General features: G+C 72.7%; 15 protein-coding genes. 9 read left to right on the plus strand and 6 right to left on the minus strand.

Annotated elements, in window-relative coordinates; all coding sequences use genetic code 11:
* Positions 1-1,272, minus strand: coding sequence for an alpha/beta hydrolase-fold protein (locus JOF41_RS25030; protein ID WP_209622413.1), 1,272 nt, complete (start codon positions 1,270-1,272; stop codon positions 1-3).
* A complete protein-coding gene (locus JOF41_RS25035) occupies positions 1,269-2,204 on the minus strand; it encodes an NmrA family NAD(P)-binding protein (RefSeq protein WP_209622416.1) in 936 nt (311 codons plus the stop codon). Before JOF41_RS25035 ends, JOF41_RS25030 begins: the two co-directional genes overlap by 4 nt.
* A 103-nt stretch (positions 2,205-2,307) precedes the next feature.
* On the opposite strand from JOF41_RS25035, the gene JOF41_RS25040 reads away from it, so the two are divergent.
* Complete coding sequence (locus JOF41_RS25040; RefSeq protein WP_189227554.1) at positions 2,308-2,898, plus strand: TetR/AcrR family transcriptional regulator; 591 nt, start codon at positions 2,308-2,310, stop codon at positions 2,896-2,898.
* Here JOF41_RS25040 and JOF41_RS25045 read toward each other — a convergent pair.
* Positions 2,880-4,016 (minus strand): serine hydrolase domain-containing protein, encoded by a 1,137-nt coding sequence (locus JOF41_RS25045; protein ID WP_209622419.1) that lies wholly within the window; start codon positions 4,014-4,016, stop codon positions 2,880-2,882. The genes JOF41_RS25040 and JOF41_RS25045 overlap by 19 nt on opposite strands.
* Before the next feature lie 152 nt (positions 4,017-4,168).
* Complete coding sequence (locus JOF41_RS25050; RefSeq protein ID WP_189227552.1) at positions 4,169-4,444, minus strand: hypothetical protein; 276 nt, start codon at positions 4,442-4,444, stop codon at positions 4,169-4,171.
* A gap of 469 nt (positions 4,445-4,913) precedes the next feature.
* On the opposite strand from JOF41_RS25050, the gene JOF41_RS25055 reads away from it, so the two are divergent.
* A complete protein-coding gene (locus tag JOF41_RS25055) occupies positions 4,914-6,698 on the plus strand; it encodes a CocE/NonD family hydrolase (protein ID WP_209622422.1) in 1,785 nt (594 codons plus the stop codon).
* An 88-nt stretch (positions 6,699-6,786) separates the two neighbouring features.
* Here JOF41_RS25055 and JOF41_RS25060 read toward each other — a convergent pair whose 3' ends face one another.
* A complete protein-coding gene (locus tag JOF41_RS25060) occupies positions 6,787-6,969 on the minus strand; it encodes a DUF397 domain-containing protein (protein WP_209622426.1) in 183 nt (60 codons plus the stop codon).
* 9 nt (positions 6,970-6,978) lie between these two features.
* Entirely contained in the window at positions 6,979-7,812 is an 834-nt protein-coding gene (locus tag JOF41_RS25065; protein WP_209622429.1) for a helix-turn-helix domain-containing protein, read from the minus strand.
* A gap of 937 nt (positions 7,813-8,749) precedes the next feature.
* Between JOF41_RS25065 and JOF41_RS25070 the strand changes: the two genes are divergently transcribed.
* The 7 genes from JOF41_RS25070 (at position 8,750) to JOF41_RS25100 (ending at position 15,697) form a co-directional block, all read left to right on the plus strand.
* On the plus strand, positions 8,750-9,019 hold the full coding sequence (locus JOF41_RS25070) for a DnaJ-like cysteine-rich domain-containing protein (RefSeq protein WP_209624669.1): 270 nt from the start codon (positions 8,750-8,752) through the stop codon (positions 9,017-9,019).
* A gap of 70 nt (positions 9,020-9,089) precedes the next feature.
* On the plus strand, positions 9,090-9,893 hold the full coding sequence (locus tag JOF41_RS25075; protein ID WP_209622432.1) for a DUF1963 domain-containing protein: 804 nt from the start codon (positions 9,090-9,092) through the stop codon (positions 9,891-9,893).
* Between the two features lie 99 nt (positions 9,894-9,992).
* The gene (locus JOF41_RS25080; protein ID WP_189227682.1) at positions 9,993-10,697 is read left to right on the plus strand and encodes a response regulator transcription factor; all 705 of its coding nucleotides are present in this window, start codon (positions 9,993-9,995) and stop codon (positions 10,695-10,697) included.
* Positions 10,687-12,438, plus strand: a complete 1,752-nt coding sequence (locus tag JOF41_RS25085) for a sensor histidine kinase (RefSeq protein ID WP_209622436.1) — start codon at positions 10,687-10,689, stop codon at positions 12,436-12,438. Before JOF41_RS25080 ends, JOF41_RS25085 begins: the two co-directional genes overlap by 11 nt.
* 47 nt (positions 12,439-12,485) lie before the next feature.
* A complete protein-coding gene (locus tag JOF41_RS25090; RefSeq protein ID WP_209622438.1) occupies positions 12,486-13,097 on the plus strand; it encodes a hypothetical protein in 612 nt (203 codons plus the stop codon).
* Positions 13,094-14,614 (plus strand): alpha/beta fold hydrolase, encoded by a 1,521-nt coding sequence (locus tag JOF41_RS25095; protein WP_209622441.1) that lies wholly within the window; start codon positions 13,094-13,096, stop codon positions 14,612-14,614. The genes JOF41_RS25090 and JOF41_RS25095 overlap by 4 nt, the downstream gene beginning before the upstream one ends.
* A 27-nt stretch (positions 14,615-14,641) precedes the next feature.
* On the plus strand, positions 14,642-15,697 hold the full coding sequence (locus JOF41_RS25100; RefSeq protein WP_209622444.1) for an alpha/beta hydrolase family protein: 1,056 nt from the start codon (positions 14,642-14,644) through the stop codon (positions 15,695-15,697).
* Positions 15,698-15,707: the final 10 nt, after the last annotated feature.

The raw sequence follows: 15,707 nt of genomic DNA on the forward strand, positions 1-15,707 counted from the left end.
TCACCGCAGCAGCGCCGCCAGCCCGTCGACCACCGCCAGGTGCAGGTTGACCAGCTCGTGCCCGGACGGGACCTCCCGGTAGCCGCGCAGGTCGTACCCCTTGTCCCGCAAGGTGTCGCGGAACTGGCGGGCGGAGCCGACCCACGTGGTCCCGGCCGCCACGCCGGGGTAGTCGACCGGGACGTCCTCCAACTGCCCCACCGTGAGGTAGACGGCGGTGGGGCGGGTGGGTTCCCGCTCGTACTGCCGGATCAGCCACCCGCTCGGCTCGTCGCCGGGGGCCGGGGTGTACCACAGCGCGCCGGACATGGGCAGCGCCGCACCGAAGGCGTCCGGCCGGGTGAGCGCGATGTGCGCGGTGGCCAGCCCGCCCAGGCTGAACCCCGCGATGACCCGCCGGGAGGCGTCCCCCGGCACGCCGTAGCGCTCGGCGAGGAACGGGATCAGCTCATCGGCCAGGGCGTCGGCCAGGGCGGGGTTGCACGACAGCTCGCCCATGCGGGAGGTCAGCGTCCGGTTGTGCCAGAACACCGCGCGCAGCGGCGGCAGTTCCCCGGTCGCGATCGCGGCGTCCAGCCTGCGGTGGACGCCGCCCCGGATGCCCACTTCCCCGTCGAGCACGACCACCAGCGGCAGCGCGTCACCGGGGGCGGTGCCCTCCGGCTGGTAGACGCTGATCCGCCTGCCGTCGAGCTCGTGCTCGTCCAGCGCGGGCGTCGGACCGTCGGCGGACAGGTGGACGTAGGGGCTGTCCGGCAGCACGAGCACCGAGTCGAACACCTCTTCGTCGCCGATGACGAGTTCCCTCGGCGCCCGGATCGGGTTGTGCGGGTCGGCGGTGGTGGCGGTCTCGCGGGCCAGCAGGTGCTCCCCGGCCCGCCGCTCGTCGGAGTACACGGCCAGCGCCTCGGCCGGGGAGGCGAAGACCGGCGGCGGGTCGTGCAGGAAGGAGTACGCGACGGCGGTGTCGGAGGTCGCCCGCACCGTCAGGTGCCACACGTCGGTGCCCTCGATCCGCCGCAGCGGCGCGTGCTCCTCGTGCGAGGGCAGGCGCAGCAGGGTGGTGCGCAGCGCCACCGAGCCCGCGTCGGCGACGTGCACGAAGGTCACGTCGACCTCCTCGGGCGAGACCCGCTCCACCAGCGGGCCACCGGCCGCCCGCAGGTCGGCGACCAGCCCGGCCAGCGCGGTGTCCGGGTCGGTGGCGGCGTCGGCCTCGAAGCGCCGCAGCCGGGCGCTGGTGAAAGCGCTTACCGGAGACGTGGCGGTCACGCCGCGTCCCGCAGGTTCTTCCGGACCCACTCCTCGAAGGAGGTGGTGGACAGGCCGAGCTCCCACGCGTACTCGGGGCGGGCGGGCTGGCCCGCCGTGTTGATCCACTCGTGCGAGGCGCCCATCGGGGGCATCCCGGCGGCCATCGCCTGCTCCAGGGTCATCTCCGGCGCGGTCAGCGGCTTGTCCAGCACGCGGGCGAGGACTTCGGCGATCTCGGTCATGGACAGGTGCTCGCCCGCCAGCTCCAGCTCGACCCGGTCGAACTTGTCCGGGTCGGCGATGGCCGCGGCGGCGGCCCTGCCGATGTCCTCCACGGCGATCAGGGACAGCCGGGTGTCCGGCTTGAGCACGCTGACGATGCCGCCGTCGATGCCGCGCGGGAACAGGAAGGCCATCGACGGCAGGAAGTTCTCCATGAAGAAGCCCGGCTTGAGCAGCGTCCAGTGTGGGAAGCCCGCTTCGCGCACCCGCTCCTGGACGGCGCTCTTGGCGTTCATGACGGGCTCCAGCACCGCCCAGCGGCCCTCGGCCCAGCCGGGGGTCTCGGTGTGCTGGTCCGCGCCGGTCACGGAGGAGTGCACGAACTGCGGCACCCCGGCGGCCTTCGCGGCCTCGATGAGGTTGACGCCGTGGGTGACCTCCATCGAGAAGTCGAAGCCGTCCGGGGTGAAGGCGGGCAGCGACACGGAGAACACCGCACGCGCCCCCTCCGCGGCCCTGGTCAGGGAGTCGCGGTCGCCCAGGTCGCCGGTGACCAGTTCGGCGCCCAGCGCCTCGACGGCCTTGGCCCGGTCGGTGGCCGGGTCGCGCACCAGGGCGCGGACGGGGATGCCCGCCGCGAGCAGGGCGCGGACCGTGGCGCCGCCCTGCCTGCCGTTGGCTCCGGTGACCAGGACGGGTGCGGAACTCGGCGTGGAATTGTGGGACATGGGTGCTCCTCGGGCACTCGGGAGCTAAATGGCGGGGTCCGCCGTTTAGCTCCCGCTACGATATGGCGGGCCCCGCCATTTAGCAAACACGGAGGTGAGCGCCATGCCGGACCGCCTGCGCGCCGATGCCCGGCGCAACTACGCGCGCATCCTCGCGGTGGCGGGCGAGGAGGTCGCCGCGCACGGCCCCAACGCCTCCCTGGAGCGGATCGCCCGCGTCGCCGGGGTCGGCTCGGCGACCGTGCGCAGGCACTTCCCCACCCGCCGCGCCCTGCTGGAAGCGGTGGCCAAGGACCAGATCGAGGCGCTGGGCGTCCGCGCGGGCGAACTGCTCGGCGAGGCCGACAGCCGGGAAGCGCTGCTGACGTGGCTGGGCGAGGTCGTCGCCTACTGCGTCGCCACGGGCGGCCTGGCCGCCGCCCTGGCCTACGACGCCGAGGCGGTGCACGACAGCGCCTGCGCGGCGGACCTGATGCGGGCGGCGGACCCGCTGGTGCGCCGGGCCGCGCGGGACGGCGTGGTGGCCCAGGACGTCACCGTCGCCGACCTGCTCACGCTGATCGTCGGCATCACCACGGCCACCGAGCGGCACCCCGACCCGGCCGCCCAGGCCGAGCGGCTGTTCCGGCTGGCCGTGGCGGGGGTGAGCCCCCTGACGGGTCAGCCCGGCTCGGTTCAGCCCAGCGCGTCGTAGACGGCCCGGACGTAGGCGGCGGTGCGCTCGGAGCCGATGAGGCCCTGCCCCATCCGGTTCATCACGTAGGAGAGCGTGATCCTCCGGTCGAGGTCCGCGATGACCACCGACCCGCCCCAGCCCGCCCAGAAGCAGACCCGGCCCTCGGGGAGCCACGGGACGGTCGCGGGCTCGCGCAGCCCGTAGCCGACACCCCAGCGCAGCGGGACGCCGATGCCCAGGTCCACGCCCGCCGCCTGCTCGTCGAAGATCAGGTCGATGGTGCCGGGGCCGAGCAGCCGCACGCCGTCGACCTCGCCGCCGCGCGCCAGCACCGACAGCACGCGCGCCACCGAGCGGGCGTTGCCGTGCCCGTTGGCCGCGCCGACGTCGGCCAGCCGCCAGGCGGGCGTGGCGGCGTCCTCGGCCTGCACGACGGGACCGGTGACGACCTTGAGCATCAGCTCGCCGCCCGACGCCAGCGCCGCGCGGTCGACCGGCGGCGGCGGCACCAGTTCCGCGATCCGGTCCCAGTCCCGCTCGGCCGCGCCGATCTGGAAGTCCGCGCCCAGCGGGCCCGCGATCTCCTCGGCCACGAACCGCTTGAGCGTCTTCCCGCTGACCCGCCGCACGACCTCGCCGACCAGGTGGCCGTAGTTGGTCATGTGGTAGCCGGAGGCCGTTCCCGGCTCCCACCACGGGGCCTGGGCCGCCATCCGGGCGGTGGCCTTGTCCCAGTCGTAGAGGTCCTCGACGGTGGCGGGCTGGTCCAGCCCGGCGACACCGGAGGTGTGCGAGAGCAGGTGGCGGACCAGGACGCGGTCCTTGCCGTTCTCGGCGAACTCCGGCCAGTAGCGGGCCACCGGCGCGTCCAGGTCGAGTTCACCTCGGTCGACCAGCACCAGTGCGGCCAGGCTGGTGACGGTCTTCGTGGTGGACCACACGTTGGTGATGGTGCGCTCGTCCCAGGCGGTGGTGCGGGCCGGGTCCCGGAAGCCGCCCCACAGGTCGACGGCGGCCTCGCCGTCGACGTCGACGAACAGGGAGACGCCCAGCTCCTCACCGGAGGTGAGGTTGCGCTCCAGCTCGGCGCGGACGGCGTCGAACCGGGGGTCGTTGCTGCCGTTGATGTTGGTCACGCCGCCAGGCTAGGCACGTCCGCGTCGGCGTGCGGGCGGGCGCGAGGGCATTCGATTCCGCCGCGCCGGGCGCGGTGGAATTTGTTTGCACGATCAATCGGGCACGTCTTTACCGGGTTCCCCTTCGGTCTTAATTCGACCGGGCGAACCGACTACCCGGCGTGCCGCGCATTCGCCTCGGGATCGGACTCCGCGCCGACGACGAGCACGGTGACTTCGGACAGCAGCAGCATCAGCGTCTGCCCCGTCCGATCGATTCTCACCGGAAAGGTGACCGCTTTCCAACTGCCCTCGTACGCGGTGACCGTGCCCGCGCGCCCGTCCCGCAGCAGCACCCGCGTGCCCGGCTTCGGACGCCCGCCCGTGCCCTGGTCGTAGTAGCTCCACCAGCGCTCGGACTGGGCCCTGGCGACCGACAGCGCGGTCATGGCCAGGCGGGGCGGCGGCCGGGGCGCGCCCCCGGCGGAACGTCGGTCATGCGAATAACGGGAATACTCATCAGGAACGCCCTTTCCGACAAGTGACGGTCTCGCCGACGAGCTCAGTAAAACACGCACCCGCGCAGCCCGACGCTATTCGATCGGGTGAAGTGCGCCCACGCAACGCTTAACCTGCGGCACGCGGGTGGGTGAGCCGGACACCCTATAGAAACGAAGGTGCCACGGCGGACCCGGCACGGCCACACGAGCCTTCGGGAAGGTGGCGAACAGTGCCCGATGAGGCAATGAGCACGAGTCGAACGGGTCTTCCGGCAGCACGCGGCGTCCCGCGTCGCACGCGGGCAGCACACGCTCCGCGAAATGTGCGGCCGGTCACATGGGTCCGAGGTGAGCATCCTTCTCGATCCGGCACACGTCTCTCCGGTTTGTAAAGCACACAACGACTCCCAGGAGCGCCGTGAGGAAACACGCTGTGCCGCGCCGTACCGGAGCGATCTCGCTGGCGGTCGTGGCGACGCTGGTGTTAGCAGGCCAGTCCCCCGCCGCCGCGGCCGGTCCGCCGACGCTGTCCATCATCGACAACGAGACCCAACCCGTCTTCTCCTACGCCGACGCGATCGTCGAGTCCCTGTCGGTCGAGACGGGGGAGGACACCGACGGCGACGGCGTGGTGGACCACGTCTACGTCGACCTCATGCGTCCCAGGGAGGGCGAACAGGGGCTCAAGTCGCCGGTCCTGCTCACCGCCAGTCCCTACAACGAGGGCTACGAGAACCCGGAGAACGAAGACATCCCGCTCCGTCAGGCCATCGGGGCGGGCCCCGGGTTCGCCTGGAGGATCCAGGGCGACGTCAGGACCGACCTGTTCGTGCCGCGCGGGTACGCCGTGGCGCAGATGCAGGTCCAGGGCACGGGCCGGTCCACCGGGTGCACGGACCTGGGCGGTCCGCACGACATCGCGGCGGTCACCGCGGTCATCAACTGGTTCGCGGGCTCCGGCAGGGCCTTCTACCTCGACGGCTCCCCCGCCACCGCCGACTGGAGCACCGGCGCGGTCGGCATGTACGGGCACTCCTACGACGGAACGCTCCAGGTCGGCGCCGCATCGACCGGCGTGCCCGCGCTCAAGGCCATCGTGCCCACCGCGCCGGTGGCCGACTGGTACAAGTGGGTCCGCACCAACGGCCTCACCAACTACTGGGCTGACATGCCCGGCTACGCCCAGAGGGTCGCGGGGCCGGCCGCCAAAGAGGTGTGCGCAGGCCGCGTCGCCTCCCTCGCCGCCGCTGAGGACGCCGCCAGCGGGGACCGCAACGCCTTCTGGGACGCGCACGACTACGTCCGCGACATGAGCCGGTTCACCGCCCCCGTGCTCACCACCTGGGCCCGTGACGACGCCAACGTCGACTCGGTGCAGTTCGCCGATCTCTGGAACGCGCTCGGCGCCAAGGGGGTCCCCCGCAAGCTGTGGTTGCTCAACGGTCACCACGGCTCCTCACCGTCGGACTGGCGGTACGACGACTGGAAGCGGACCCTGCGCAGGTGGATGGACCGCTGGCTGCTGGGGCTGGACAACGGCATCGACCGCGAACCCGCCGTCGACGCGCAGCGCCAGACCACCCCCGGACCTGGCACGCCCCCGGAGATCGCCTCCACCTGGCCCCGGCAGGACGCCACCCCGGTGCGGCTGCACGCCGGTGACATGGTCAACGGCTCCGCGCCGCTCACCACCGAGCCGTCCGCGTCGGCCGACTTCCACATGGTCCGCGACACCAAGGTGGGCCCGCTGCTCAAGACGCAGCCAGGGATCGAACCGCCGTACCGGATCTTCGGGGTCACCCCGCCCGCCGCGGCGGACACCCGCTTCTCCGGCACGCCCACGATGACCGCCACCGTCCGCCCCACCACCAGGAGCACCCCGCTCTCGGCCTACCTCGTCACCTACCGCGAGGGGGTGAAGGGCATGAAGGTGCTGTCCCGAGGGCTCATCGACCTCAAGAACAGGCACTCCCTCTACCGGCCGGAGCCCCTGGTCCCCGGTGAGACGCTGACGGTCACCTGGGAGATGAGCCCGCTCGACCAGACCGTGCCCGCCGGGCAGCGCATCGGGCTGATCCTGCTCGGCGACAACTACAGCTCCGACACCGTGCCCGACCCGGAGGCGGGCCCGATCGACTTCGACCTGACCAAAACGAGCATCACCGTGCCCGTGGTCGGCGGCCGCGCCGCGCTCACCTTGTGATACCGAACGCCTGAGCGGAGCGGGCCGTCTCCGATGAGCCCGCCCTGTCGCGGAGGTCGCGTCCACAATGGACGCGACCTCCGCCGGATCAGCCGTCGAACCGGCCCGCGCGCACCGCGTTCAGGAACCCCGCGAGCCCGGCCCGCCCGAACCGCAGCACCGGCCCGGCGGGGTTCTTCGAGTCACGCACCACGTCCCGCGTGTGCGCCACCTCGACGCAGCTCGACTCCTCGCCGGACCGGGATGACTTCCTCCACCGTGGTTCTTCCATCACCACTCCCTACTTGACGCACTTCGCGATAAAGGCGGCGCTCTTCTCCGGGCTCATCGCGCGCTCGTGGAGGCTGCTGGCGAGCGCGCGATACTCCTCCACGTCGTCGTTGTTGTAGAGGAACGTCCCAGAACGGTGGTGCTCCAAGTGCACGATCGGCGGATTGCCGTCGAACTCGTAGATGATGAATGGCCCCATCCGGCACGGGTGCCACTCGTGCCCCAGCGGCACGACCCGGATGGTGACCGTTTCGGTCTCCGCCATCGTCAGCAAGTACCGCAACTGGTGGTTCCGCACAGCGGGTGAGCCAATGCAGTGGCGGACGGCCTTCTCACCCAGGAACGCCGTCAACCGCAGCGGATTCTCGGCGCGGGCCAGCACGTCACGACGTCCGACGCGCAATGCCACGCGGGCATCGAGGTTGGGGACGTCGCCGCGTCGGCCGAGGATGGTCCTGGCGTAGTCACCGGTTTGCAGCAGCCCTGGCACTACGTCAGGTGCCCAGTCGATGGCCTGTTCGGCAGTGCGCTCGCACTCCAGCACGACTGCCAGTTGTTCGGTCACGCCGGGCTGCCCGCTGGTGAGCCAGTCCTGGTCGCGGGCGTGCTCCGTCAGCTCGCGAATTCGGCACCGTGCGACTTCGGGCACGTCGAGAGCTTTCATCAGTGCGTCGACCTGGTGCGGCTTCGGCACGAGCTTGCCGTTCGACCACAGGCTGATGGTGCCGTGGGAGACCCCAACGCGCTTTCCCAGTTCTCGCACGGGAATTCCCGAACCGGTGATCAGCTGGCGCAGTGCGACCGCGAGTGCGCGAGTACGTGGCGTACCGGCAGGTTTGCTCACGGTGAGCACTTTACGCAGCGGCGACTGTCGCGACACCACCCGATCAGGGCACTTATCCCATGTCCATTAAACGCCGATGGTCTAGTTGACATTGACGACAGGAGGTCAGTGGTGGACACGTGGACGGCCTTCAGCGCTCTGCTCGGCCTCTATCTGACCGCCGCCTGCGCGGCACTCGCGCTGGTCACCTACTTCATGGCCCTGACCGAGCGCCGCGCGCAGCCGGCGCGGGTCCGGGCCACCCCGCCGGCCCACAGGCCCGCCACAAGCCACCGCCGTACCGCGCTCTCACACAGCCACGGCACGGCGGTCCGGGGTACCGCCCCCACCCTCGACGGGGGGCGGCACCCCACCCCACGCGCCCGACACCGCCGAGCATCATGACCAGGCGTGGATGGAACTGGCGCGCATGCCTGGCAGACGGGATCACTCATCAGCACTTGGCCGGACCCGGCTCCTCCCCCACCCTGCCGAGCCGCTGTGGCCGCGCCGACGAGTCGCACTACATCGACCCCGGCATGGCTGCCCGCCGTACTGCCACCACTGCTACGCCGCCGCCCGCTCGGCGCCCCCAGTTCAACGCTCAGCACGCACACGCCCTTCCCAGCGTCACCCACCCACGGGCGTGTCGGGCGTGTCGCCCCCTGCGAGTCGCGCGTTCCGACACCACGAACCGAGCATTCGGACACCCGACCCGCACTTTCACGCACTCGACCCGCCATCCCGTGCCTCGGGTAGTAGTTACCGGCCCGCACACACCCGTCCGGTAGTACTTGCCGACGCACTGGGGGTGGGGTGCGAGGTGATCAATTTCGCCCGAGATGGACTTGTGCCACCTTCGGGGGAACCGGAGCGCGTGGCACCGGTCGACGGGGGCGGGATCAGTACCGTCTGGCCGGACAAGATCGCACTGCGCGCGATGGTTCGGGGTGGGTGGGTGAAGGAACGCGACACCGGCGACGAAGGCCGCGACGAGCGGTACTTCGACGCGGCCGACGAGTACGAGGAGGACGACTTCGGCGGGGGCGGCCTCTTCGCGGTGGCGGCGGAACCCCGGACGATCTGCCCGCTCTGCGGGGGCATCGGCTTCATCGCGAACCACGTGTTCGCCGCGGTCCGGGGTGCTCCCGGCACCGTGGACAACGGTCGGCAGTGCCCCCACTGCCGTGGGACGAGATCCTTCCCCGGCATGGTGATCCCCGTTTAGGCCCCGGTCGGGTCGGCACCCGGAGGGGACGCGGGGCGGTTGTGTCGTACCCCTGCTCTACGGTGCCCGCATGATCGATGATCTTCAGACCGAGCTGGACGAGTTGCGCGCCACGGCGATCGAAGAGGGCTTCGCCGCCGAGGAGGTGGACCGCTGGCTGGCCGCCACCCGCACCTGCCTGATCCTGGACGACGAAGGCGACGGGCCGGTGGTAGGCCGCTTCGGCGGCCCGATCCTGCTTCCGCCCGGCACGCCGACCCCCGATCATCCCTTCGTCGCCACCATCGACCTCGCCGCCCTGCCCGCCGACGCAACGGGCCTCGACCTGCCCGCCGACGGCCACCTGCTGCTGTTCGCCAGCCCCTGGTACACCGACGACCACGAGAACAAGGGCGCCGTGGTGCACGTCCCGGCCGGGGCGGAGGTGGAGGAGCGCGACAAGTACGGCTGGTCCCACTCCGACGACGAGGAGTACCGGGAGCAGTTCGAGGGCTTTCCGCAGAGTCCGTTCCGGGCGACGCCCGCGCTGTCGCTGTCCCCCCACGACGCCTACAACATCTCCGACGAGCTCGGCGAGTTCTGGGAGGAGCACTCCGACGGCGGGATGCTCCAGCTCGGCGGCTACGCCACGGAAGAGGCCATCAGCCCTGACGACCTGGTCGCCGAGATAGCGGAAAGCGCCGTGCACGCGGTGAAGGCGGGCCGCTGGGAGGGACCTGCCTCGGAGAAGGAGACGGACTGGGTGCTGCTGGCCGACTGGCACGTCCCCGTCACCGGCCTGGAAGGCGCCACCATCCACTGGGGAATCCAGCGCGACGACCTGGCCGCGCGGCGCTTCGACCGCGTCTTCACCACGCTCTACTGGAACCCCTGACCCGGCGGACCGGAGGCGTCCCGCCGCGCGCGGGCCGCCTCCGGTCGTGGGCTCGTCGCCGTTCATGCGGGGCGCGGGGCGGCCGGCATCATGGGCGGCATGTGCGCCTACGTCCTGGTGGCCGAGGACGAACCGAACCAGGCAGCGCTGATCGGGCGCTTCCTCGCCCGCGAGAACCACGCTTTCCTGCTGGTCGGCGACGGGCGCAGCGCGCTCGACGAGGTGCGCAGGCGGCGGCCGGACCTGCTGATCCTGGACCTGATGCTGCCCGGTGTGGACGGTTGGGACGTCTGCCGGGCGCTGCGCGCCGACCACACCGACCTGCCGGTGCTGGTGATCAGCGCGCGGGCGTCGGCCGACGACAAGCTGCTCGGGTTCGACCTGGGCGCGGACGACTACCTGGTCAAGCCCTACGACCCGCGCGAGCTGATGGCGCGGGCGCGGGCGCTGCTGCGCCGCTCCGGCGCGGGCGGCCCACCCGCCGCACCGCTGCTGCGGGTGGGCGACCTGGAGGCCGACCCGGTGCGGCACGAGGTGCGGGTGGCCGGGCGGCCGGTGGCCTGCACCCCGGCCGAGTTCCGCATCCTGTCCGTGCTGGCCGCCGAGCCGGGCCGGGTGTTCAGCCGGGCGCAGGTGCTGGACCGGGCCTACGGCCAGGACGGGTTCATCACCGAGCGGACCGTCGACGTGCACGTGCGCAACCTGCGCCGCAAGCTGGAGGTCGACCCGGCCGCCCCGGCCTACCTGCTCACCGTCTACGGGGTGGGGTACAAGCTGGTCGACGGGAGCGGTGGTGCCCGGTAGGCCGCGTGGCCTGCGGCGGCTGCTGCTGGCGGGCACGGTGCTGGTGTCGGCGTGCTCGATCGCGGCGACGACGTGGCTGTCGGTGCAGAGCACGACGGAGACGTTGCGCGCCGAGCAGGGCCGCGCCCAGGAGGGGTTGGCCCGCGTGCACGACGCCGTGCTCGGCTACGGGGCCACCCACCCCGCCTGGACCGGCGTCGCGCCGCTGCTGGCGGAGCTGAGCCGGGAGACGGGGCTGCGCATCCGGCTCACCACCCCCGAGCGGGTGCTGATCGGCGGGGCGTTCGGGCCGGATGACCCGCCGCTGGCCGAGCAGCCCTCGGCGGTGGTCGACCCGCTCAACGTGGACCTCCCGGCAGGCCGGGGCGGCGCGGGGGACCGGATCGACCCGCGCGCGGTCGGCCCGTTCCGGCTCACCGCCGAGGAGCGGGAGATCTCCCGGGCCCGCGCCCAGGAGGACGTGGACTGCGCGCGCGGCCGGGGTGTCGCGGCCGAGGTCCGCACGAACGAGGCGGGGCGCTCCTTCGCGTGGCCCACCACCGACGGGTGCGCGTCGTCGACGCGGACGACGGACACCGAGGAGAAGGCGTTGCGGCTGCTCAACGCCTACTCGCGGCAGTGCCACGCCGACACCGGGACGACGTACCACCCGGTGCTGCTCGACGTGGACGGCAGCCTGATGGCGCTGGTCGACGAAGGCGGGCAGCGGTCGCACGAGGAGTGCCTGGCCTCGGCCCGGCGCACCCTGCTCACCTCCTACGTCGCCCCGGCCGCGCTGCTGTTCGTGGGGGAACCGGTGCGCAGCCACACCGTGGTGGGCCTGCCCGCCGCCGGGGTCGCGCGGATCGCGCTGGCCGCCTCGCTGGTGCTGGTGCTGGCGGTCGGGGTGAGCTCCCTGCTGGCCGGGCGGGTGCTGCGGCCGCTGACCGCGCTCACCGAGGCGGCGCGGCGGATGCGCGCGGGCGACCTGTCGGCGCGGGCGCGGGTCGCGGCGCGCTGGGAGGTCGCCGAGGTCGCGGCCGCGTTCAACGACATGTCCGAGCACCTGGCGCGCGCCGAGGCGCTGCGCAAGAACCTGGTCAACGACCTGTCGCACGAGCTGCGCACCCCGCTGGGCACGATGCGCGGCTGGCTGGTGGCCGCGCAGGAGGGCGTGGCGGAGCTGGACCAGGACCTGCTGGACCTGCTGCTGCAGGAGACCCTGGTGCTGCAGCACCTGGTGGACGACTTGCAGGAGTTGGCCGCCGCCGACGCGGGCGAGCTGCGCCTGCGCCCGGAGCCGGTGGACGCCGCGGAGCTGCTGGCCGGGGTCGCCGCCGCGCACCGGGTCGAGGCGGACCTGCCGGACGGCGGCGGGCTGCCGCTGGTGGCCGACCCGGTGCGCCTGCGGCAGGTGGTGCGCAACCTCGTGGTCAACGCCGTGCAGCACACCCCGGCGGACGGGCGGGTGGTGGTGCGCGGTCGCCTGCGGGACGGGGAAGTCGTGCTGGAGGTCGTCGACAGCGGGCGCGGCATCGCGGCCGAGGACCTGCCGCACGTGTTCGACCGGTTCTGGCGGGCCGACCGCTCCCGCGCCCGCGCCACCGGCGGCCGTGGCCTCGGCCTGGCGATCGCCAAGCACCACGTGGTCGCGCACGGCGGCACGATCACCGTGACCAGCGAGGTCGGCAAGGGCACGACGTTCACCGTCCGGCTGCCCGCCGGGCGGCTGCCCGCGAAGGAATCCGACCAAGGAATCTGAACAGCGTCTTCTCAGGTTCTTCATGATCGGCCGGAATCCTGTCGGCCATGCGAATCCCGTTCACCACCGCCCTGCTGGCCACCGCGGTGGCCGCCGTGCTGACCACCGCGGGCTGCGCGTCGCAGCAGTCGCCCGACACGCGCGTGGACGCGCTCACGACCGAGCGGGCCGACGCCCGGCCGGTGGTCGCCGCCCCGACCGACCTGGCCGCCCGACCGCGCGAGCGGCTGGACATGACCACCGAGGAGGTCGACCGGCTCGCCGAGGACTACAACCGCTGCGTGGTCGAGCACAGCGGCGTGCGGCCGTCGGCGGCGGCCGTTCCGGGCGGCGAGGACCGGCCGGTGCCCGCTGCGCCGCTGAGCCCGCAGGCCGAGCGGGCGGTGGCCGAGGCCGAGGACGCCTGCCTGACGAAGAAGCCGCTGCCGCCGTGGGAGTACGACACCGCCAACCCCGAGGCCGCCGACTTCGCCCAGCGGGTGGTGCTCTGCCTGCGGGACAAGGGCGTGCGGCGGGTCGAGGTCGCGACCCCGGAGCCGGGTGAGGACCGCATCCCCCTGGCCCTGGGCGGCCCCGAGAACGACCCCGCGTCCATTCGCGACGGCCTGCGGCTGATCCCGGCCTGCGAGAAGGAGCTGTCCTCGGGCGGGAAGGGGTGAGGGCCGGTCGCGACCGCCGCCCTGGCGGGCGGGTGCCGCGCGCGTTCCTCGCCGCCACGGCGCTCGTGGCGGCCACCGCGTCCCCTGCCGCCGCGTTCCCGGCCACCGCGTCCCCTGTCACCGCGTCCCAGGCCATCGCGGGCGGCAAGCCCGCCGCGATCGCCTGGACGCCGTGCCCGGACCGGCCCGTGACCGAGTGCGGCACGCTGACCAGGCCGATCGATCCGGAACGGCCGGAGCTGGGCACGTTCCCGATGGCGCTGGCCCGCCACCGCGCGACCGACCCCGCCCGCCGCGTCGGCGTGCTGGTGGTCAACCCCGGCGGTCCGGGCCAGTCCGGTGTCGACTTCGCCTCCGGCGCCCGGTGGTACTTCAGCCCCGAGGTGCTGGCGCGGTTCGACGTCGTCGGCTTCGACCCGCGTGGCGTGGGCGACAGCCAGCCGGTGCGCTGCTCGGTCGAGCTGCAGTTCGGCGGCCCCGGCACGCACCCGACCGACCGGACCGGGTTCGAACGGCTGCGCGAGCACAACCGGCTGCTGCGCGAGGACTGCGCCCGGCACTCCGGGCCGATCATCGACCACGTCTCCACCGAGGAGGTTGTGGGCGATGTCGACGCGCTGCGCCAGGCGCTGGGCGAGGACCGGATCAGCTACTACGGCCTGTCCTACGGCACGGTCATCGGCCAGCGCTACGCCGAGCGTCACGGTGACCGGGTGCGCGCGATGCTCCTGGACTCGGTGGTGGACCGGGGAGTGGACGCCCGCGAGCACGTGGCCGCCTCCGCCCGCGCCGCCGCGGACGTGCTCGCGCGGTGGCTGCGGTGGAACGAGCGCACCGCGTCCTCCCCCCTGCACGGTCGGGACGCGGGCGCGCTGTGGGACGAGCTGATGGCCAGTGCCGCGCGCGGTGAGCTGGCCGATCCGGACGACCCGACCCGGCGGATCACCCCGCACGACCTGAGCGGCAACCTCACCGCCAGCGCGTACCTGCCCGACTGGGAGGGCTTCAGCGCCTGGGTGCTCGCCCTGCGCGACGGCGCTCCCGCCGCACGGGCGGCCTCCCGCGCCGCCGGCGGCGACCCGTCCCTGTTCGCGACCGCGTTCCAGGCCATCACGTGCGCCGACCTGGGCTTCCGGGTGCGGAGCCACGCCGAGTACGCGGCGCTGACCCGGCTGGAGAACCGGATCTCCCCGCGCACCGCCGGGTCCTTGCGCGGCAACACCGCCATGACCGGCTGCCTCGGCGTCCCCGACACCCGCACCCCGCAGCGGCCCGGCGCCATGCGCACCGCCGTGCCGACGCTGCTGCTCAACAGCGGGCACGACCCCTCGACCCCGCACGAGTGGGCGGTCGCCGTGCGGCGTCAGCAACCCCGGTCCACCGTGCTGGTGACCTACGAGGGCGACGGGCACGGCGTCTACGACCGCAGCGACTGCACCCGGCGGGTCGGCGACGACTACCTGTTGTCGCTCTCGCTGCCGTCCGACGGGACCACCTGTCCCGCAGTGGACGAGTAGAACCAGAACATCCGAGGAGCTGTCCACATGAGACTGAAAACGGTCCGAGCCCTGACGGCGGCGCTGGCCGTGCTGGTCGCCGCCCCGACGATCCCGGCCACCGCGTCCGAAAAGGACACCGGTCGCATCGAGTACACCCTGGGGGACACGGCGTTCAAGGTTCCGGGATTCCTCAACGCCGACCGCACGGCGGAAGCCGAGATCGAGCTGACCGGCGTCGTGCGCCACCCACGGCACTTCACCGGCAGGCGGCCGGTGGTGATGCTCGCGCACGGCCTGTGGTACTCGTGCGCCGGGGAGACCATGGGCTGGCCCTGCCCGGCGGGAACCGCCCCGACGCGCAGCTACCTCGGCTACGACTACCTCGCCGAGTCGCTGGCCGAACAGGGCTTCGTGGTCGTGTCCGTGAGCGTCAACGGCATCAACGCGGGCGAGCTGGGGCAGCCCGCAGACATGGCGCGAGGGGCGCTGGTGAACGAGCACCTGGAGATGCTCCGCGACGCGGACGCGGGCCGGGGACCGCTGGCGCGGCCCCTGCGCGTGCTGCGGAACCGCTTGGACCTGACCAACGTCGGCCTGGTGGGGCACTCGCGCGGCGGGCGGGGCGTGGTCTGGCAGGCGGCCGACATCCACGCGGGCGACCTGCCCCGAGGCGTGCGCCTGCGGGCGGTCGTACCCATCGCGCCCGCCGACTACTACGCGCCCGACGCCGAGTCACCCGAGAACCTCAAGTACCGCATCACCCGGATTCCGTTCGCCGTGCTGGCGGGCGACTGCGACGGCGGGGCCGCGATGAACCACCGCACCTTCGCCAGGAACGCCGCCGGGCACAACCTCGTCCCCTTCCACGAAGTCGACCTGGCCGGGGCCAACCACAACTTCTTCAACTCCGAGTGGGCCTACGACAACGACAGCGGCTGCGCCCCCGAGGACACCTGGACCGAGCGTGAGCAGCAGGACGTCACGGTCCGCTACATCAGCTCGTTCCTGCGGCTGCACATGCTCGGCGACACCTCCGCCGAACAGCTGGTCGTCAACGGGTTCCCAGGGGTCGAGGTCACCACTCACCGGCCGATCGGCTGAAACCTCTGCG

It is taken from the genome of Saccharothrix coeruleofusca (genome assembly GCF_017876325.1).
Classification (GTDB): Bacteria; Actinomycetota; Actinomycetes; order Mycobacteriales; family Pseudonocardiaceae; genus Actinosynnema; species Actinosynnema coeruleofuscum.